The organism is Nocardioides sp. YJ-D4 (genome assembly GCF_054031495.1).
In genome coordinates this window covers 1,998,716-2,017,433 of record NZ_CM132932.1, presented here as the reverse complement: position 1 = coordinate 2,017,433, position 18,718 = coordinate 1,998,716, and the positions used below count along the sequence as shown (strand labels likewise).

Below are 18,718 nucleotides of genomic sequence, written 5' to 3'. Positions count from 1 at the left end.
CTCAGTCCGCCAGGAGCAGGACGACCGACTCCGCGACGCAGGCGGGCTTGGCGGAGCCCTCGATCTCGACCGTCGTCCTCACGACGAGCTGGAGGCCGGTGGGGAGCTCGGTGACCTCGCCGAAGGTGATGACCGGGCGGATGCGGGAGCCGACCAGGACAGGCATCGGGAACCGGACCTTGTTGAGGCCGTAGTTGAGCTTCGCGCCGGGGGTCTCCAGCGAGTAGACGCTCATGCCGAGGTAGGGGATCAGCGACAGGGTCAGGTAGCCGTGGGCGATGGTGCCCCCGAAGGGACCCTCCTTGGCCCGCTCCTCGTCGACGTGGATCCACTGGTGGTCGCCGGTGGCGTCAGCGAAGGCGTTGACGCGGTCCTGGTCGACCTCGAGCCATTCGCCGGTGCCGATCTCGGTGCCTGCGGCGTCGGAGACTTCTTGGAGAGTGGTGAATGTGCGCACCCCCGGAATCTAGCGGCATACGGAATGATGGGCCCATGGAACCGTCCGACATGCAGATCAAGGCCGCCCCGAAGGTGCTGCTCCACGACCACCTCGACGGTGGCGTACGTCCCTCGACCCTCGTCGAGCTCGCCGCTGAGGTGGGTCACCGGCTGCCGGAGGGGACTCAGGACGATCCGGTCGCGCTGGAGGAGTGGTTCGTGACCAGTGCGGACTCGGGGTCGCTGGAGCGCTACCTCGACACCTTCGCGCACACGCTGGCGGTCATGCAGACGCTGCCTGCGCTGACCAGGGTGGCTCGGGAGTGCGTCGAGGACCTGGCCGAGGACGGCGTCGTCTACGCCGAGGTCCGCTGGGCGCCGGAGCTCCATCTGGCCAACGGTCTCGAGCTGGACGAGGTCGTCGCGGCCGTCCAGACCGGGTTCGACGAGGGGATGGCGGCCGTTGCGGCGACCGGTCGGAAGATCGTCGTACGCCAGCTGCTCACCGCCATGCGGCAGGCCGCTCGCGCCGCCGAGATCGCCGAGCTCGCGGTGACCTGGCGCGACCGCGGCGTCGCCGGGTTCGACATCGCCGGGCCGGAGAAGGGCTTCCCGCCGAGCCGGTTCCTGGCGGCGTTCGAGCACCTCGCCGCCGAGAACATGCGCTTCACGATCCACGCCGGCGAGGGCTTCGGGCTGCCCTCGATCTGGGAGGCGGTGCACCCCTGTGGCTGCGACCGGCTCGGTCACGGCGTACGCATCGTCGACGACATCACCCTCGAGGAGGGCGAGGCGCCGCGGCTCGGCCGGCTCGCTGCGTACGTCCGCGACCGGCGGATCCCCCTCGAGCTCTGCCCGCGCTCCAACGTGCAGACCGGGGCGGCGAAGTCGATCGCCGAGCACCCGATCGGGCTGCTCTACGACCTGGGTTTCCGGGTCACGATCAACACCGACAACCGACTGATGTCACGCACCTCGATGTCGGCGGAGATGGCCGGCATCGTGGAGGCCTTCGGCTGGGGGCTGCCCGAGCTCCAGCGGCTGACGACCAACGCGATGAAGTCGGCGTTCCTGCCCTACGACGAGCGGGTCGACCTGATCCACGAGATCAAGGACGCGTACGCGGCCCTGTGAGTCGCTGGATGGCGATGAAGCCGTGCTTCGGGTAGACCGCCGTGCAGCCCTTCGCGACCGCGTCGGCGACGACCTGCGGCTGTGCGCGCATCAGCGCCAGGCCCCGCTTGACCAGCACGAACGGTGGTTTGCGGTGCTCGCGGAGGTCGCGGGTGAGTCGGCGCCAGAAGGTCACCGTCGGTGACTGGGTGACGCAGAAGGCGGCGGCCAGCAGCCCCGCGTCGCGGCACTCGGCGACGATGTCCTGGGCGAAGATCCCCTCGGCGACGAAGAACGGCTCGTCGCCGAGGGTCAGTGACTGGCAGCCGGTGCGGCCGTCGTGGGCGATGTCGTAGACGGGTACGTCGGCAGTGCCCGTCTCGCAGAGCGCCGTGATCGCCTTCACCGCGTCAGCGGGATGCCAGGAGTCGGGGTGGTCCCAGTCGACCAGGCCCGCGTTGGGGCCCTCGGTGATCCGGGGGAGCGAGGGGTCGGAGCCGTCCTTGTAGAAGTCGTCCAGCCTCAGGACCGGCAGCCCGAGCCGCTCGGCGAGGCGGGACTTGCCGGCGCCCGAGGGGCCGGCGAGGACGATGACCTGAGCGCGCACCGGAGCATTCTCGCCTGTGGCGGGCCGAAGTCAGTAGCCGGCGCCGGGAGCCGACCCCGCCAGCAGCGCGCGCGAGCCCGACACCCCGAGCCTGGTCGCCCCTGCGGCGATCATCTGCTCGGCCTGCTCCATGGTGCGTACGCCGCCCGAGGCCTTGACCCCGAGGTCGGGGCCGACGGTCTGGCGCATCAGCTTCACGGCGTGGACGCTGGCGCCGCCGGCGGGGTGGAAGCCGGTGGAGGTCTTCACGAAGTCCGCGCCGGCACGGACGGCCGCCTGGCACACGCCGACGATCTCGTCGTCGTCGAGCGCCGCGGACTCGATGATCACTTTCAGCACGGTGGGAGCGGGAACGGCCGCACGTACGGCGGCGATGTCGGCCTCCACGTCGTCGTACCGCTTCTCCTTCGCGGCGCCGACGTCGATGACCATGTCGACCTCGTCCGCGCCGGCGTCGACCGCGGCGCTGGCCTCGGCGGCCTTGATCGAGGAGAGGTGCTTGCCACTCGGGAACCCGCACACGACCGCGATCTTCAGCTCGGCCGGCGCGTTGACCGGGAGCATCGAGGGAGAGACGCACACCGAGTAGGTGCCGAGCTCGGCGGCCTCAAGGATCAGCGCCTCGACGTCGGCGTGGGTCGCCTCGGGCTTGAGAAGGGTGTGGTCGATCAGCTTCGCGATGTCAGCGGGGGTAGGCACGGGCTCAGCATATGCATCTACGCCCGGAGGGCTAAGGTTTGCGCCGTGAATGACGATCAGCCCGAGGAGTGGTTCCGCAACTCCAGCAGCACCACGTGGGGATTCCTCTCGGCAGGGGCCGCGATCGCGGTCGTGGTGATCGACGCGGTCACCGGCTGGCACCCCGAGACGACAGCCGGTGGGGTGCTCTTCGCGCTGGTCGCGTACGCCGCGTTCGTCCGCACCAAGGTCGGGGTCAGCGAGGGCGACTTCGTCCTCCACCACCTCTACTCGACGGTGCGCTTCCCGATGGCCGCCCTGGAGAGCGTCTCGGTCGGCCGCACCCTCGGCGCCTACGCCGGCGGACGCACCTACGTCAGCGGTGCCGTCGGGCGTCCGATGCGGGAGGCGATCAAGGGCGCCAAGCGCGACCACAAGCCGCTGAGCAACCACGCCGACTTCATCGAGGACCGGCTCAACGCGCTGGCCCAGGACGCCCGCGACCGGCGCCGGATCAAGCGCGACTCCGACGAGCAGTTCGCCCTCGCCGAGGACGTACGCCGCAGCTGGGACTGGCCGCTGATCGCCGTCACCGGGGTCGTGGCCGTCGTCTTCGTGGTCCTGCTCTTGATCTAGCTCTCTAGACGCCGAGGGCGGCGCGGATGTCGACCTTGAGCGCGCCGAGAGCGATCTCGGCGTCCGTGCGGGCCTGTGCCAGAGCCTCCGGTGAGTCGACCGGCTCGACGACCTCGAGGTAGCACTTGATCTTGGGCTCGGTGCCGCTGGGCCGCACGATCACCCGTGACCCGCCGGCCAGCTGATAACGGATCCCGTCGGTCGGCGGCAGGCCACCGATTCCGGTGGTGAGGTCGTCGAGCTGCTGCACGGTGGCCCCGGCCAACGCGGTCACCGGCCGGTCGCGGAGGCGCTGCATCGCGGCCGCGATCTGGGCCGGGTCCTCGAGCCGGACGGAGAGCTGGGTGGTCGCGTGCAGGCCGTGCTCGACGGCGAGCTCGTCGAGCAGGTCGGCGAGGCCACGACCCTCCGCCTTCAGCGACGCCGCCAGCTCGCACAGGAGCAGCAGCGCCGAGATGCCGTCCTTGTCGCGTACGTGCTCGGGGTCGACGCAGTAGCCCAGCGCCTCCTCGTAGCCGAAGGCGAGCCCCGGCGCGCGCGAGATCCACTTGAAGCCGGTCAGCGTCTCGGCGTAGGCCTGGCCGGCGGCCGCGGCGATCTTGCCGAGCAGCGAGGAGGAGACGATCGAGGCCGCGTACGTCCCGGTCACGCCCTTGCGGATCAGGTGGGTCGCCAGCAGCGCGCCGACCTCGTCACCGGTCAGCATCCGCCACTTCTTTCCGACTGGGATCGCGGCCGCGCAGCGGTCGGCGTCGGGGTCGTTGGCGATGACCAGGTCGGCGCCCTTCTTGCTTGCCAGCGCCATCGCCCGGTCCATCGCCCCGGGCTCCTCGGGGTTGGGGAAGGCGACGGTCGGGAAGTCGGGGTCGGGCCGCTCCTGCTCCTTGACCACGAGCGGCTCGGGGAAGCCGGCGAACTTCATCGCCAGGTTCACCAGATCGCCGCCGACACCGTGCAGCGGCGTGTAGACCGTCTTGAGGTCACGCGGGCCACCTTCGGTGAGGAGCCCAACCACGGTGTCGAGATAGCTGTCGACCAGGTCCTCGCTGATCACCTGGCCGGCCGGCCCCTGCGGGACCGAGCTCACCTTGTCGACCGCCGCGATCCGCTTCGCGATCTCGATGTCCGCCGGCGGCACGATCTGTGAACCGTCACCGAGGTAGACCTTGTAGCCGTTGTCCTGCGGCGGGTTGTGGCTGGCCGTCACCATCACGCCAGCGCTCGCGCCCAGCGCCTTGACGGCGTACGCCAGCACCGGCGTCGGCAGCGAGCGCGGCATCACCAGCGCGTGGAGGCCCGCTCCGGTCATCACCTCGGCAGTGTCCTGGGCGAAGACGTCGGAGTTGTGCCGCGCGTCGTAGCCGATCACCACCGGCCCCTGCGCGCCGGTCGCGAGCAGGTAGCGGGCCAGCCCCGCGGCGGCCTTGATCACGACCACCCGGTTCATCCGGTTGGGCCCGGCCCCGAGTGCGCCTCGCAGCCCAGCGGTGCCGAACTGCAGCATGCCCGAGAACCTGTCGGCCAGCTCGGCCGCGGCGCCCGGGGCGGTGGACGTGAGGAGGCTCTCGAGCTCTGCTCGGGTCTGTGCATCTGGGTCATCGGCAAGCCATTCCCGGGCTTGGACGACGAGCGCAGATTGATCTGTGGGGACCATGGATCTGACCCTAGGTCATCGGGTGGCGGAAGATGGAAGGGCTTCTGCCGTTTTGTGGCTGGGGTTTGCCGCCGACCCGTTCTTGGAGGGTGTTCTCAGCGCCGTCCGGAGTAAAGGACGGCCTTCGGCCGCCGGCTGACGCCGGCCGCTACGCGGTCCTTGACACCGGCCGTCGCTGAGAATTTTGGCTGGCTATCGGGTCGGCGGCAGGGGTGTGGCGCAGCGGTTTGGGCTGGGTAGGGGCTTGGGGACTGGGGTGGGCCGACCGCCGGAAAGAATTTTCCTTCCGGTGAGGCGAACGAATTTTCGTTCGCCTCAAATGGAGCCTGGCCCGGGGGCGGGGTTGGCGCGTGGAAGAAAATTTTCTTCCACCCGGAGACCCATGTCTGATCTCGGAGTGGAGCGGTCACCGGCCGTGGGTGCCTGTGCCGTGGCCACACCCGGGCCGCCGCCCCGATAGCCAGCCAAGTCTTTTCTCGACATGGTCCGGTGTCAAGGACCGCGAAGCGGCCGGCGAAGCCGGCGGCCGCAGGCCGTCCTTGACTCCGGGGCAGGTCGAGAAGACCCTCGAAGAACGGGTCGGCGGCCCAAGACCAACCCCGAAGAACGACCCGCGACAAGCGTCGGACCGGATGAAGACCTCAGATCTTCGGCAACAGATCCCCGAGAAGCCCACCCATCCGAGCAGCCGCATTGCGCCCAGCCTCGAGAACCTCGGCATGGTCGAGCGGCTGGTCGGAGATGCCGGCGGCGAGGTTGGTGACCAGCGAGATCCCGAGGATCTCCATGCCCGCCTCGCGAGCCGCGATCGCCTCGAGGGTGGTCGACATGCCGACCAGGTCACCACCGATGATGCCGGCCATCTTCACCTCGGCCGGGGTCTCGTAGTGGGGGCCGGGGAACTGGACGTACACACCCTCGTCGAGCGACGAGTCGACCTGCTTCGCCAGCCCTCGCAGGCGCGAGGAGTAGAGGTCGGTGAGGTCGACGAAGTTGGCGCCGACCAGCGGAGAGGTGGCGGTGAGGTTGATGTGGTCCTTGATCAGCACCGGGGTGCCGGGGGACCAGGACGGGTTGAGTCCGCCGCAGCCGTTGGTGAGCACCATCGTCGAGCAGCCCGCGGCCGCGGCGGTGCGTACGGGGTGCACGACCGCGTCGACGCCCTTGCCCTCGTAGTAGTGGGTGCGGCTGAGGAAGACCAGCAGGTTGCGACCGCTCGCCGAACGGATGGAGCGGATCTTGCCGCTGTGCCCCTGGACGGCCGCGGCGCTGAAGCCGGGCAGGTCGGTGGTGGCGATCTCGGTGTAGTCCTCGCCGAGCGCGTCGACGGCGGGCAGCCAGCCCGAGCCCAGCACCAACGCGATGTCGTGCTTCTCGATGCCGGTCTTCTCCGCGAGCGCGGAGGCGGCTTCCTTGGCGAGTTCGTAAGGCGTGGTCACTCGCCGAGTTTAGACCCGCGCCCAGACCGACTCAGTCGTTGGACCGGCACGGGCGCGTACGCAGCGCGTGCACGTAGTCGTCCGGTGCCCCGGCCGCCTCGGCGGCATCGGCCAGCGCGCCCAGGTGTCGGGCGTCCGGGATGCCACCCTCGTACGTGTCCAGGACATAGGTCTCGCAGAGCAGGTCCTCGGCGAGCGCCGAGATCCGCACCTTGGTCTTGAAGTAGAGACCGATGTCGGCCAGCTCCCATTTCTCCAGGGCTTCCATGTCCTGGTCCACGACGTCGTAGACCGCGACGAAGACCTGCTCGAACGGGTCCTGGACGATCGTGGCCGTCGGTCCGTCGCCGAGCACGTTGTCCTCGCCCCCGAAGGTGAGTCGCCAACCACCCAGCCACCCGGTCGTTCGCAACGGCGAATGCGGGCACCGCTCACTCATCAGCGCCGGGTCGAGATTGACGCCATAGGCCGCATAGAGAGTCACGGGTCACGAGGTTACCGCCCAGTCCTCACCCGCTTGGGATCTATCTGTTATTGGCGGTCTACCCTTGGGTACGTGACCCACTTTGATGTTCTCGTCCTCGGCGCTGGCCCCGGTGGCTACGTCGCCGCCATCCGTGCCGCTCAGCTCGGCAAGTCCGTCGCCGTCGTCGAAGACAAGTACTGGGGCGGTGTCTGCCTCAACGTCGGGTGCATCCCGTCCAAGGCGCTGCTGCGCAACGCAGAGATCGCGCACATCATCACCCACGAGAAGAAGACCTTCGGGATCTCGGGTGACGCGACCATGGACTTCAGCGCGACCTTCAAGCGCAGCCGCGGTGTCGCGGACGCCAGCGCCAAGGGCGTGCACTACCTGATGAAGAAGAACAAGATCACCGAGATCGACGGCTGGGGCACCCTCACCGGGCCGAAGTCGATCGCCGTCAAGGGCAAGGACGGCGCCTCGACCGACTACACCTTCGACAACCTGATCATCGGCACCGGCGCGACCGTCCGCTCGGTCCCGGGTGTCGTGCCCAACGGGCAGAACATCGTGACCTACGAGGAGCACATCCTCACCGAGCAGCTGCCGAGCTCGATCATCATCGGCGGCTCGGGCGCCATCGGCGTCGAGTTCGCCTACGTGCTGAAGAACTTCGGCGTTGACGTCACGATCGTGGAGTTCCTCGACCGGATGGTGCCGACCGAGGACGCCGACGTGTCCAAGGAGCTGCTGCGCCAGTACAAGAAGCTCGGCGTCAACGTGCTGCTCTCGACCGCCGTCAAGGGCGCCGAGGACACCGGCTCGGGCGTGAAGGTCACCGTGGCTCCGGCCGCCGGTGGCGACGAGCAGGTCCTCGAGGCCGACAAGTTCCTGGCCGCCTTCGGGTTCGCGCCGCGGGTCGCGGGCTTCGGCCTCGAGAACACCGGCGTCGAGCTCACCGACCGTGGCGCGATCGCTGTCGACGCCCGTGGCCGCACCAACGTCGAGGGCATCTACGCCATCGGTGACTGCACCGGCAAGCTGATGCTCGCCCACACCGCCGAGGCCATGGGTGTCGTCGCCGCCGAGACCATCGCCGACGCCGAGACCATGGAGATCAACTTCGACATGATCCCCCGCGCGACGTTCTGCCAGCCGCAGATCGCCTCGTTCGGCTACTCCGAGGCGCAGGCCAAGGAGAAGGGCTACGACGTCAAGACCTCGTCCTTCCCGTTCTCCGCCAACGGTAAGGCCCGCGGCATGGCCGAGACCGTCGGCTTCGTGAAGATCGTCGCCGACGCCGAGCACAACGAGATCCTCGGCGCCCACATGATCGGCCCCGAGGTCACCGAGCTGCTGCCCGCGCTGACGCTCGCCCAGCAGTGGGACCTGACCGCCGACGAGGTCGCGCGCAACGTCTTCGCCCACCCGACCCTGTCGGAGGCGATGAAGGAAGCCATCGAAGGCATCGCTGGTCACATGATCAACCTCTGATCAGACCGATCTCTCGCATCGAGGCCCGGATCCGCGGATCCGGGCCTCGTCGCGTCTGCGGTGTCCTCTACACGCCCGCCGTGACCGGGCCGATCTCGATGCCGAGCAGGTCCCACGCCCGGCGGGCGGCGGCCTCACGCGCCTCCGGGGTCGGTCCGTGCACCCCGCCGGAGACCATCGCGACGGCGAGCATGAGGTCGTCGGTGCTGTAGGTCTGCCTCGGGAGCCCGTCGATGGCGGTGCGTACCCGGTCGGCCAGGAAGCGGGAGCTCTCCTCGTCGGTGAGCCGGATGATGCCGACGAACGCAGTCGAGCGGATCATCTGCCAGGTGACCACGCCGAGCACGTCGGCGAGCGTCGCATCGGGGCGGGCGGCGACCTGCTCGATGTCTCGTACGTTCTCCTCCAGTACCGCGGTCGCCAAGGTGAGCCGGTCGGGGAAGTGTCGGTAGAGGGTGCCCTGGCCGACGCCGGCGCGCTTGGCGACCGCCGACATCGGCGCGTCCAGACCCTGCTCGGCGAGCACCTCGCGGGCGGCGGCGACCAGGAGGTCCCGGTTGCGGACCGCGTCGCTTCGGGTCGGGCTGGCTGGGCTCGTCATCCCAGCAGGGTAATGGCCGGCCGATATTTTTCGCCCCCGACCAATGCGGACAGAAACTGACCTGAACGCGTCATAGCGTTGCTGATGTCAGAGGGAAACACCACCAAGGAGTCCATGTCATGACCGCAACCGCCGCCAGCGCCGTGAAGACCAGCGCCACCGCCACCCTGTCCCGTGAGCGGACCGACCTGCTCGAGACCCTGGCCAAGCACCGCGGCTTCCTGCGCTACGCCGTCCGCAACCTGACCGACGAGCAGGCCCGGCTCACCCCGACCGCCTCCGCGCTCAGCCTCGGCGGCCTGGTCAAGCACGTGTCAGCCTGCGAGCGGGGCTGGGCCGACTTCATCGTCCGTGGCGCGGTGGCGCAGGAGCTCACCCCGGAGAAGTACGCCGAGTTCGCCGCCGACTTCGTGCTCGCCGAGCACGAGACGCTGCAGGGCGTGCTCGAGGCGTACGAGGACGTGGCCGCGGCAACCGACGAGCTGATCCGCACGGTCGATCTGGACGCCGACCACGCGCTTCCCGAGGCGCCGTGGTTCGAGCCGGGTGGCCGCTGGTCCAACCGTCGCGTCCTCACCCACATCCTGGCCGAGACCGCCCAGCACGCCGGCCACGCCGACATCATCCGGGAGACCATCGACGGTCAGAAGACGATGGGCTGACTCTGCCGCTCCGGGCGCGTGGAAGAATGCGGCCCATGGCGCGGGTGACGATCATTGGTGGGGGTCCAGGCGGATACGAGGCGGCGCTGGTCGCGCAGCAGCTCGGGGCGGAGGTCACGGTCGTCGACCGTGACGGCCTCGGTGGCAGCGCGGTGCTCACCGACTGCGTGCCGAGCAAGACCCTGATCGCCACCTCCGAGCTGATGTCGGACATGACGCTCGCCCGCGACCTGGGCATCAACTTCCGCGACCACCACGGCGACCCGGCCACCGAGCTCTACGCCGATCTCGAGCTGGTCAACAAGCGCGTCAAGTCGCTCGCGCTCGCGCAGTCGAGCGACATCGAGAGCCGGCTGACCCGCCGTGGGATCCGGATCGTCAAGGGCACCGGGCGCATCGACGCCGACAAGCGTCAGGTGATCGCGACCCGGGACCAGGACGGAACCGAGGAGGCGATCGAGCACGACGCGGTCCTCATCGCCACCGGCGCCCGGCCGCGGGTGCTGCCCACCGCCCAGCCCGACGGCGAGCGGATCCTGACCTGGGAGCAGGTCTACGACCTCGACGAGCTGCCCTCGCACATGATCGTCGTGGGCTCGGGTGTCACGGGTGTGGAGTTCGCCAACGCCTACCTCAACCTCGGCTCCCAGGTCACCCTGGTCTCCTCGCGCGATCGGGTTCTCCCCGGTGAGGACGCGGATGCGGCGACGGTCCTGCAGGACGTACTCGAGCGGCAGGGGATGAACATCCTCAGCAAGTCGCGGATGGAGTCGGTGACCCGCTCCGGCGACGTCGTCACCGTCAAGCTGACCGATGGCCGCGAGGTCACCGGCAGCCACTGCATCCTCGCGCTCGGCTCGATCCCCAACACCGAGGGCCTGGGCCTGGAGGAGGCCGGCATCGAGCTCGACGAGGGCGGGTTCATCCGCACCGACAAGGTGTCGCGTACCTCCGCCTACGGCGTGTACGCAGCCGGCGACTGCACCGGCGGCTTCATGCTCGCCTCGACGGCCGCCATGGCCGGCCGGATCGCGATGCGCCACTTCCTCGGCGACGCGGTCATCCCGATGGACCTCAAGGAGGTCGCGGCCAACGTGTTCACCTCCCCGGAGATCGCCACGGTCGGCTACTCGCAGGCTCAGGTCGACTCGGGCGAGGTCGTCGCCGACACTCTGCGCCTCGACCTCAAGGGCAACGCTCGCGCCAAGATGCAGGGCATCTCCGACGGCTTCGTCAAGCTCATCTCTCGCCCCGGCACCGGCGTCGTCATCGGCGGCGTCGTCGTCGGCCCGCGCGCCTCGGAACTCATCCACCCCATCACGCTCGCCGTCTCCACCGGGCTCACCGTCGATCAGATCGCCAACACCTTCACCGTCTACCCCTCGATCTCCGGCTCCACCGCCGAGGTCGCCCGCCGCCTCCACCACGTCGAGTAGTCACCGACGTCGGCCGAGACGTCACTTGCGTCGGCCGACACGTCACGTACGTCGGCCGAGAGGGCACCCGAAAACGGTGTGCGAGCAGCGCCACGGTTTCGCTAGCGTGAGCGCCATGGGTAACTGCTGCATGACGATGTTCGTCCGGATCCGCCGCCGCTGACGGCGCGGATCCCACCGAAGCACTCGTCGCATTCGCGCCGCCACCTGGCAACCCTGCCGGGCGGCTCCGAGTGCTACCCGCAGGCCGCCCGGCTCCTTCTGTCTCGAGGAGCATCCATGCCCGACGTACGCCCTGGCCGGCACGAGCTCGGCCAGAACTTTCTCACCGACAGGTCGGTACTCGACCGCATCGTCCATCTCGTCTCGCAGCGGCAGGGTCCGCTGGTCGAGTGGGGTACCGGCAACGGCGCCGTCACCCTGGCGCTGTCCGAGCTGGGTCGTCCGCTGGAGGGGGTCGAGATCGACTCTCGCCGGGCGGCCGAGCTGCGCCGACGGATCGGCCCGCACGTGTGCATCGCCGAGGGCGACATCCTGCGGCACGCGCCACCGCAGGACGCGGTCGTCGTCTCCAACGTCCCGTTCCACCTGACCACACCGATCCTGCGCCACCTGCTCGCCTCGACGACGTGGCGCCATGCCGTACTCCTCACCCAGTGGGAGGTCGCCCGCAAGCGCGCGGGCGTCGGCGGTACGACCCAGCTCACCGCGCAGTGGTGGCCGTGGTTCACCTTCACCCTCGACCGCCGGGTCCCGTCGACCGCGTTCCGTCCGCGGCCGAGCGTCGACGGCGGGCTGCTGCTCATCGACCGCCGTCGTGAGCCGCTGCTCCCGGACGCGGACATCCGCGACTTCCAGTCGTGGGTGGCGAAGGTCTTCAGCAGCCGAGGCCGCGGGGTCGCCGAGATCCTGCGCCGCAACGGCGTCCCGGCTCGTCTCGCCAACCAGATCGCTCAGCGGCGTCGGCGATCCCATGCACCGGTGCTCCCGCGGGACCTGCGTGCGGAGGACTGGGTCGAGGCGTACGCAGCGGTCTGACCTGACGAGACGTCACTCGCGCAGGCCGAGATGGCACCTAGGTGCCATCTCGGCCTGCCGCAGCGACGCTTCGGCCGACGGGGCTGACGTCTCGGCTCAGCCGAGGACGAGCACCAGGTCGCCGCCGTCGACGGCCTGGGTGCCGGAGAAGGCGAGACGGGAGACGGTGCCGTCGACGGGGGCGGTGATGGCGGCCTCCATCTTCATGGCCTCGATGGTGGCGACGGTGTCGCCGGCCTTGACCGACTCACCGGCCGCGACCGAGATGGTGACGACGCCCTGGAACGGCGCTGCGACCTGGCCGGGAACGGCGGGATCGGCCTTCTCGGCGGCGGCGACCTCGGCGGCGACGGAACGGTCACGTACTCCGATCGGACGCAGGTGGCCGTTGATCGTGGCCATGACGGTGCGGATGCCGCGCTCGTCGGGCTCGGAGACTGCGGTGAGCCCGAAGATGACCGTCTTGCCCTCGGAGAGCTCGACGATGTGCTCCTCGCCCTCGCGCAGGCCGTAGAGGTAGTCGAGCGTCGAGATCACCGACACGTCGCCCCACTTCGAGCGGGCTTCGGTGAAGTCCTTCGTCGGTCCGGGGAAGAGCAGCCGGTTGAGCGTCCCACGACGGTCGGAGGCGAGCCCGGCGGCGTCCTCGGCAGACAGCGTCGGCGACGGCGCCTTCCAGGAGCGTCCCGCGGTCGCCTTGCTGCGGAACGGCTCGGGCCAGCCGCCCGGCGGGTCACCGAGCTCTCCGTTGAGGAACCCGATGACCGAGGCCGGGATGTCGTACGCAGCCGGGTCGGCCTCGAACGCAGCCGGGTCGGCACCAGCGGCGACCAGCGACAGCGCCAGGTCGCCGATGACCTTCGAGGACGGCGTGACCTTGGGGACGCGGCCGAGGATCTGGTTGGCAGCGGCGTACATGTCCTCGATCTGCTCGAACTTCTCGCCCAGCCCGAGCGCGATCGCCTGCTGGCGCAGGTTGGAGAGCTGGCCGCCCGGGATCTCGTGGCGGTAGACCCGGCCGGTAGGCGCGGGCAGCCCGGACTCGAAGGGCGCGTAGACGCGGCGTACGGCCTCCCAGTAGGGCTCGAGCGAGTTGACCGCCGCCAACGACAGGCCGGTGGCACGCGGGGTGTGGTCGGTCGCCGCCACCAGCGAGGAGAGCGGCGGCTGGGAGGTGGTCCCGGCCATCGACGCGGTCGCGGCGTCGACGGCGTCGACGCCGGCCTCGATCGCGGCCGTCAGCGTGGCCAGCTGGCCACCCGCGGTGTCGTGCGTGTGCAGGTGGACCGGCAGGTCGAACCGCTCCCGGAGCGCGGTGACCAGAGTGCGCGCGGCGGGCGCCCGCAGGAGCCCGGCCATGTCCTTGATCGCCAGTACGTGCGCCCCGGCCGAGACGATCTCCTCGGCCAGCCGCAGGTAGTAGTCGAGCGTGTAGAGCTTCTCGTCGGGCGAGGAGAGGTCGCCGGTGTAGCAGAGCGCCACCTCGGCGACGGAGGTCCCGGTCGCCCGCACCGCGTCGATCGCGGGCCGCATCTGGGACACGTCGTTGAGCGCGTCGAAGATCCGGAACACGTCGATGCCGGTCTCGGCGGCCTCCGAGACGAATGCGTCGGTGACCTCGGTCGGGTAGGGCGTGTAGCCCACCGTGTTGCGACCACGCAGCAGCATCTGGAGGTTGATGTTCGGGATCGCCTCACGCAGCTGCGCCAGCCGCTCCCACGGGTCCTCGGAGAGGAAGCGGAGAGCCACGTCGTACGTCGCCCCGCCCCAGGCCTCCATCGACCACAGCTGCGGCGTCAGCCGGGCGACGTGGCCGGCGACGCCGAGCAGGTCGGTGGTGCGGACCCGGGTCGCCAGCAGCGACTGGTGGGCGTCGCGGAAGGTGGTGTCGGTGACCGCGACCGGCTCCTGGGAGCGCAGTGCGGCGGCGAAGCCCTCCGGCCCGAGCTCGCGAAGCAGGTCGCGAGAGCCCGCCGGCGGAGCCACCGACAGGTCGAGCTTCGGCAGCTTCTCGACCGGGTGGAGCGAGACCGGGGCGGCGCCGTGCGGCTGGTTGACGGTCACGTCGGCGAGGTAGGTGAGCAGCTTGGTCCCGCGGTCACCGGAGGCCCGCGCGGTCAGCAGCTGCGGGTGGGTCTCGATGAACGAGGTCGTGATCGAGCCCGAGATGAAGTCGGGGTCGTCGAGCAGCGCCTGCAGGAACGGGATGTTCGTCGCCACCCCGCGGATGCGGAACTCCGCCACGGCCCGCCGGGCCCGGGTGACGGCGTCCTCGAAGGTGCGCCCGCGACAGGTGAGCTTGGCGAGCATCGAGTCGAAGTGGGGCGAGACCTCGGCCCCGGCGTACGTCGTGCCGCCGTCGACCCGGATCCCGGCACCGCCGGGGGAGCGGTAGGTGGTGATCATGCCCGTGTCGGGGCGGAAGTTGTTGGCGGGGTCCTCGGTGGTGATCCGGCACTGCATCGCCGCGCCGCGCAGCTGTACGGAGTCCTGGGTCAGCCCCAGGTCGGCCAGCGTCTCGCCGGAAGCGATCCGCATCTGCGAGCGAACCAGGTCGACGTCGGTGACCTCCTCGGTCACGGTGTGCTCGACCTGGATGCGCGGGTTCATCTCGATGAAGACGTAGTTGCCCGCGGGGTCGAGCAGGAACTCGACGGTGCCGGCACAGGAGTAGCCGATCTCCTTGGCGAACCGCACCGCGTCCGCGCAGATGCGTTCGCGCAGCTCAGGGTCGAGATTGGGCGCGGGAGCGATCTCCACGACCTTCTGGTGGCGGCGCTGCACCGAGCAGTCGCGCTCGAAGAGGTGGATGACGTTGCCCTCGCCGTCGGCGAGGATCTGCACCTCGATGTGACGCGGCTCGACCACGGCCTGCTCGATGAAGACGGTCGGGTCGCCGAAGGCCGCCTCGCCCTCGCGCATGCAGGTCTCGACCGCCTCGCGCAGCTTGTCGGGGTCGTCGACCCGCCGCATCCCGCGGCCGCCACCACCGGCGACCGCCTTCACGAAGAGCGGGTAGGGAAGAGCGGAAGCGGCGGAGACGAGCGTGTCGACATCGGTCGACGGCTCGACCGACTGCAGGGTCGGTACGCCGGCAGCCTTGGCCGCTGCGATGGCGGTGGCCTTGTTGCCGGTGAGCGTGAGGACCTCCGCGGAGGGCCCGATGAACGTGATCCCCGCCCGGGCGCAGGCCTCGGCCAGCGCCGGGTTCTCGGAGAGGAACCCGTAGCCGGGGTAGATCGCGTCCGCGCCGCTCTGCTTGGCGACCTCGACGATCGCGTCCGGATCGAGATAGGCCCGGATCGGGTGACCGAGCTCTCCGATCTGGTAGGCCTCGTCGGCCTTCAGCCGGTGCTCTGAGCCCCGGTCCTCGTAGGGAAATACGGCGACTGTTTTCGCCCCGAGCTCGAAGCCCGCACGGAAAGCTCGGATCGCGATCTCGCCGCGGTTGGCAACCAACACCTTCTTGAACATGGCGGTCACGCTACCCATCCGAAGCGGGTCGTCCCAGGTTATGGGACGTTTCCTTTCAGTTGGCGGACACCGGGCCTGCGTGAAGTGTGCGGATTCGTTGGGACCGCGCGACGGCTCCCGTCGATACCGTCGGCGGAATGAAAACCATGATTCGTCGGCGTCGCTCAGCTCTCGTCGCCCTCGCGGGCTCAGCCCTGCTGGCCGGATCGCTCACCGCGCTCGGCGCGGCGAGCTCGCCGGCCGCCGCGGCCGGCACCGTGAACTGCTCCGGCTCGATCAACGGCAAGGCGGGCGGCTACATCCGCAAGCGCTCCATCAAGAACAGCACGGTGACCGGCGACTATCGCAGCGCCGGCGCGGTCAGCTGGACGCCGCGGGCCTGGATCGAGATCGGCGGCGCCGGTGACGCCACCACCTGGAAGACCAGCTACATCGTGCCCGGCACCGACGGCACCGGCCGGACCGTGACCATCGGTGGGACCAACGGGCAGTCCGTGCTGACCGAGACGAAGTCCGCGCAGCTCTACCGCACCAACGGCACCGCGGTGACCGGCTGGAGCCCCAAGAAGGTCGTGAACGGCCCGACGACCGCGGTCTACAGCGTCACCACCTCCGGCGTCGTTCAGCAGACCGCGCTCTCCTACTCCAGCGCGGGGACCCGCCTCGGCACGGTCACGAACCTGCCGGTCACCCTGCCGAGCACCACGACCGTCGCAGGCGTGTGGACGAGCCACAACGGGGTGATGTACAACCTGCTCTACTCGATCAACCCGAGCACCAACAAGCTCGAGCAGATCGTCGTACGTCCCGACCGCCCGGCGGAGGCGAAGAAGTACGTCGTCCGCAGCCTCGGCACCGGCTGGCGCTACCTGTCGGTGCACAACTGCTACGACGCCGACGGCGCGGTCGCGGCCAAGGACATCGTCCTGATCAATCCGACGACCGGCAACGCGGTACGCATCCGTCAGAGCAGCGGGATCGGGCACAGCACGACTTTCTCGGCCTCGACCCGGGTCGGCACCGACGGCTCGTGGAAGTGGAGCGGGATCAGCAGCTAGCTGGTAGGCCCTCGTCCCGGCCAGAGGTCGAGCAGGTCCCCCGGGCGCAGCCCGAGGGCGTGTTCGATGTCGCCGGGCGAGGTCTCACGCAGATACTGCGAGACCAGCTGGGCCAGCTCCATCCAGTAGCCGCGCAAGGTCGACTCGGACAGATACATCGACCGGCTCATCTCGGCGTACGTCAGTCCGCGGGCGCGGTGGGCGAGGACCTCGCGTTGCCTCGGCGTGAGGACGGTGATGCTGCGGCGGCGGACGAGGACCTCGATGAGGCCGGTGATATCCGGGGGGATCACCGGCTCATCGGCGGCGACCGCGCGGAACGCCGCCTCCGCCTCGGCCAGCGAGGCCGCCTTCGAGACCACGCCGGTCGCACCGGCGGCGAGGCAGGCCGCGAGCACGAACCGGCGCTCCTCCTGGGAGTAGACGCAGACCCGGTAGCCGGCCTCGACGATGCGCCGGATGGCCGTGGTGCCCTGCGAGGCGTCGGGCTGGCCGGTGTTGGCGAGGTGGAGGTCGAGGATCACCACGTCGGCCTCCGGCATCGCCGTCAGCAGGTCCTCGACGGACCCGTGGCTGGACACGAAGGTGAGATCGGGCAGGAGCAGGCTCAGCGATGCGCGCATCGCCGTCGCGTCGTCCACGTGGCTGAAGCGCGGCCCGGAGGTCACGTCAGACATCACGGCACCTCCGCGGCGGTCGTCTGCGCCAGCGTGACCGTGGTGCCGAGGTCGCGGATGCTGGTGATCTGGACGTCGACGCCCGAGCGGGCGAGCTGCTCGACGACCACCTCGCGCAGACCGACCCCGAACGTCGTCGCCGAGGTGTCGAAGCCGACGCCGTCGTCGTGCAGCGTGACCTCCCAGCCGGTGCCGTCCTCGTCCTCGGCGGCGTGCAGGACGACCCGGCCCGCCCGAGCGTGCTGACGTACGTTGAGGAGCAGGCTGCGCAGCGCCGCGGCCAGGTCGTCGGCGAGACCGCGCGGGAGCGTGACGTCCTGGGCGAGGTCGGCGACCACCGTGATCGGGAGGTCGTCGAACTCCGCGCCGACGGCGGTGACCACCGCCGCCAGGTTGGTCGCCTCGCTCACCGGCGGCGGGGTCTGACCGCTCAGATAGGCGCGCATCCGGTTGAGCTCGACCTCGGCCTGCGACCGCAGCGCGCCGTTGCCGTCGGCGGTGTCGGTCTCCACGAGCAGCCGCATCATCGCGGTGCCGTTGTGGATGGCGAGCCGGGCACGACGCTCCTCCTCGGCCTTGGCGGCCTCGGCGGCATAGCGCCGCGCCTCATCGGCCTCCGTCCCGATCCGCACGATCGTCTGACAGCCGAACCAGGCCAGCGGCCCGAGCACCAGCAGGGTCAGGCAGGTGCTCACCGCGAGGGTGAGATCGGCCGGCCCATTCACGGTCGGCGCGATGTAGACCACCTCGGCCACCGCCAGCGAGGCGAGCAGGAACATCCACAGCCACCGCGAGCGTACGGCCGAGAGCCCGCAGGACACGCACAGCGCATAGCCCAGCTGGAACCCCACCCAGGTGCCCGTACGCAGCTCCACGGGGACCGTCCACAGCCCCACGATCAGCAGCGCCACGGCCACGGCGACGTCGAGCACGGCGTACGGCACTCCCGGCGGCCGCCGCGTGACAAGGGTGATCGCCGCGATGGCGACGAGCATGACGGCCGCGAGGATCCAGCTGGCCCCGGTCAGCCAGGGGTGGTCGGCACGGGACAGCGCGGGCAGCGCCGCGAGCAGCGACGGCGCCATCTGCGCGAGGGTCGCCAGCCGCATCCCGGCCACGAAGAATGCCACCAGACGCACGGCGGCTGCCCGAGTCGAATGTGGCACCCGTGAATTGTCGCTGATGGTCGGCGGAACGGCGGAGCATGGGGCCAGGATCAGGCATCCGGCGCCGGGCCGGTACCAACGAAT

17 protein-coding genes are annotated in these 18,718 nt (G+C 69.9%); 7 read left to right on the top strand and 10 right to left on the bottom strand.

What is annotated here, in order from left to right; all coding sequences use genetic code 11:
- Nucleotide 1: 1 nt before the first annotated feature.
- Nucleotides 2-457: a MaoC family dehydratase gene (locus ACW14X_RS09685; RefSeq protein WP_160025220.1), complete on the bottom strand. Its 456-nt coding sequence runs from the start codon at nt 455-457 to the stop codon at nt 2-4.
- A gap of 35 nt (nt 458-492) precedes the next feature.
- Between ACW14X_RS09685 and ACW14X_RS09680 the strand changes: the two genes are divergently transcribed.
- Nucleotides 493-1,572, top strand: coding sequence for an adenosine deaminase (locus tag ACW14X_RS09680; RefSeq protein ID WP_457165461.1), 1,080 nt, complete (start codon nt 493-495; stop codon nt 1,570-1,572).
- Here ACW14X_RS09680 and ACW14X_RS09675 read toward each other — a convergent pair.
- Both ACW14X_RS09675 and deoC read right to left on the bottom strand, forming a co-directional pair.
- A complete protein-coding gene (locus ACW14X_RS09675; RefSeq protein ID WP_457165460.1) occupies nt 1,547-2,158 on the bottom strand; it encodes a uridine kinase family protein in 612 nt (203 codons plus the stop codon). The two genes, ACW14X_RS09680 and ACW14X_RS09675, sit on opposite strands and share 26 nt — an antisense overlap.
- 30 nt (nt 2,159-2,188) lie before the next feature.
- Complete coding sequence (deoC, locus tag ACW14X_RS09670; protein WP_457165459.1) at nt 2,189-2,857, bottom strand: deoxyribose-phosphate aldolase; 669 nt, start codon at nt 2,855-2,857, stop codon at nt 2,189-2,191.
- Nucleotides 2,858-2,902: 45 nt separating this feature from the next.
- On the opposite strand from deoC, the gene ACW14X_RS09665 reads away from it, so the two are divergent.
- Nucleotides 2,903-3,472 (top strand): hypothetical protein, encoded by a 570-nt coding sequence (locus ACW14X_RS09665; RefSeq protein ID WP_457165458.1) that lies wholly within the window; start codon nt 2,903-2,905, stop codon nt 3,470-3,472.
- Nucleotides 3,473-3,476: 4 nt separating this feature from the next.
- Here ACW14X_RS09665 and ACW14X_RS09660 read toward each other — a convergent pair whose 3' ends face one another.
- From ACW14X_RS09660 to ACW14X_RS09650, 3 genes are all read right to left on the bottom strand, one after another.
- The gene (locus ACW14X_RS09660) at nt 3,477-5,126 is read right to left on the bottom strand and encodes a phospho-sugar mutase (RefSeq protein ID WP_350719771.1); all 1,650 of its coding nucleotides are present in this window, start codon (nt 5,124-5,126) and stop codon (nt 3,477-3,479) included.
- A gap of 641 nt (nt 5,127-5,767) precedes the next feature.
- Nucleotides 5,768-6,565: a purine-nucleoside phosphorylase gene (locus ACW14X_RS09655; RefSeq protein WP_400460525.1), complete on the bottom strand. Its 798-nt coding sequence runs from the start codon at nt 6,563-6,565 to the stop codon at nt 5,768-5,770.
- Between the two features lie 31 nt (nt 6,566-6,596).
- Nucleotides 6,597-7,049, bottom strand: a complete 453-nt coding sequence (locus ACW14X_RS09650; RefSeq protein ID WP_141806039.1) for a gamma-glutamylcyclotransferase family protein — start codon at nt 7,047-7,049, stop codon at nt 6,597-6,599.
- A gap of 72 nt (nt 7,050-7,121) precedes the next feature.
- Here ACW14X_RS09650 and lpdA point away from each other — a divergent pair, with 72 nt between their 5' ends.
- Complete coding sequence (lpdA, locus tag ACW14X_RS09645) at nt 7,122-8,522, top strand: dihydrolipoyl dehydrogenase (protein WP_160025212.1); 1,401 nt, start codon at nt 7,122-7,124, stop codon at nt 8,520-8,522.
- A gap of 67 nt (nt 8,523-8,589) precedes the next feature.
- Here lpdA and ACW14X_RS09640 read toward each other — a convergent pair whose 3' ends face one another.
- Nucleotides 8,590-9,123: a TetR/AcrR family transcriptional regulator gene (locus tag ACW14X_RS09640; RefSeq protein WP_160025211.1), complete on the bottom strand. Its 534-nt coding sequence runs from the start codon at nt 9,121-9,123 to the stop codon at nt 8,590-8,592.
- A 119-nt stretch (nt 9,124-9,242) separates the two neighbouring features.
- Between ACW14X_RS09640 and ACW14X_RS09635 the strand changes: the two genes are divergently transcribed.
- From ACW14X_RS09635 to erm, 3 genes are all read left to right on the top strand, one after another.
- Nucleotides 9,243-9,785, top strand: coding sequence for a DinB family protein (locus tag ACW14X_RS09635; RefSeq protein ID WP_457165457.1), 543 nt, complete (start codon nt 9,243-9,245; stop codon nt 9,783-9,785).
- 35 nt (nt 9,786-9,820) lie between these two features.
- The gene (locus ACW14X_RS09630) at nt 9,821-11,221 is read left to right on the top strand and encodes an NAD(P)H-quinone dehydrogenase (RefSeq protein WP_457165456.1); all 1,401 of its coding nucleotides are present in this window, start codon (nt 9,821-9,823) and stop codon (nt 11,219-11,221) included.
- 279 nt (nt 11,222-11,500) lie between these two features.
- Nucleotides 11,501-12,259 carry a 23S ribosomal RNA methyltransferase Erm gene (erm, locus tag ACW14X_RS09625; protein ID WP_457165455.1) on the top strand — a complete coding sequence of 253 codons (759 nt, stop codon included), beginning with the start codon at nt 11,501-11,503 and terminating at the stop codon, nt 12,257-12,259.
- A gap of 96 nt (nt 12,260-12,355) precedes the next feature.
- Here the strand turns inward: erm and ACW14X_RS09620 are convergent, their stop codons facing one another.
- Nucleotides 12,356-15,733 carry a pyruvate carboxylase gene (locus tag ACW14X_RS09620; protein ID WP_457165454.1) on the bottom strand — a complete coding sequence of 1,126 codons (3,378 nt, stop codon included), beginning with the start codon at nt 15,731-15,733 and terminating at the stop codon, nt 12,356-12,358.
- 137 nt (nt 15,734-15,870) lie between these two features.
- On the opposite strand from ACW14X_RS09620, the gene ACW14X_RS09615 reads away from it, so the two are divergent.
- Nucleotides 15,871-16,791, top strand: coding sequence for a hypothetical protein (locus ACW14X_RS09615; RefSeq protein ID WP_160025206.1), 921 nt, complete (start codon nt 15,871-15,873; stop codon nt 16,789-16,791).
- Here ACW14X_RS09615 and ACW14X_RS09610 read toward each other — a convergent pair.
- Complete coding sequence (locus ACW14X_RS09610; protein ID WP_457165453.1) at nt 16,788-17,468, bottom strand: hypothetical protein; 681 nt, start codon at nt 17,466-17,468, stop codon at nt 16,788-16,790. The genes ACW14X_RS09615 and ACW14X_RS09610 overlap by 4 nt on opposite strands.
- The gene (locus tag ACW14X_RS09605; protein WP_457165452.1) at nt 17,468-18,634 is read right to left on the bottom strand and encodes a hypothetical protein; all 1,167 of its coding nucleotides are present in this window, start codon (nt 18,632-18,634) and stop codon (nt 17,468-17,470) included. Before ACW14X_RS09605 ends, ACW14X_RS09610 begins: the two co-directional genes overlap by 1 nt.
- Between the last annotated feature and the right edge of the window lie 84 nt (nt 18,635-18,718).

Bases quoted from the DNA above. Each gene is read 5' to 3' on its own strand.
- ACW14X_RS09660 (WP_350719771.1), bottom strand. From the start codon at position 5,126: ATGGTCCCCACAGATCAATCTGCGCTCGTCGTCCAAGCCCGGGAATGG.
- ACW14X_RS09640 (WP_160025211.1), bottom strand. From the start codon at position 9,123: ATGACGAGCCCAGCCAGCCCGACCCGAAGCGACGCGGTCCGCAACCGG.
- ACW14X_RS09635 (WP_457165457.1), top strand. From the start codon at position 9,243: ATGACCGCAACCGCCGCCAGCGCCGTGAAGACCAGCGCCACCGCCACC.
- ACW14X_RS09680 (WP_457165461.1), top strand. From the start codon at position 493: ATGGAACCGTCCGACATGCAGATCAAGGCCGCCCCGAAGGTGCTGCTC.
- ACW14X_RS09610 (WP_457165453.1), bottom strand. From the start codon at position 17,468: ATGTCTGACGTGACCTCCGGGCCGCGCTTCAGCCACGTGGACGACGCG.
- ACW14X_RS09615 (WP_160025206.1), top strand. From the start codon at position 15,871: ATGAAAACCATGATTCGTCGGCGTCGCTCAGCTCTCGTCGCCCTCGCG.
- ACW14X_RS09620 (WP_457165454.1), bottom strand. From the start codon at position 15,733: ATGTTCAAGAAGGTGTTGGTTGCCAACCGCGGCGAGATCGCGATCCGA.
- erm (WP_457165455.1), top strand. From the start codon at position 11,501: ATGCCCGACGTACGCCCTGGCCGGCACGAGCTCGGCCAGAACTTTCTC.
- ACW14X_RS09630 (WP_457165456.1), top strand. From the start codon at position 9,821: ATGGCGCGGGTGACGATCATTGGTGGGGGTCCAGGCGGATACGAGGCG.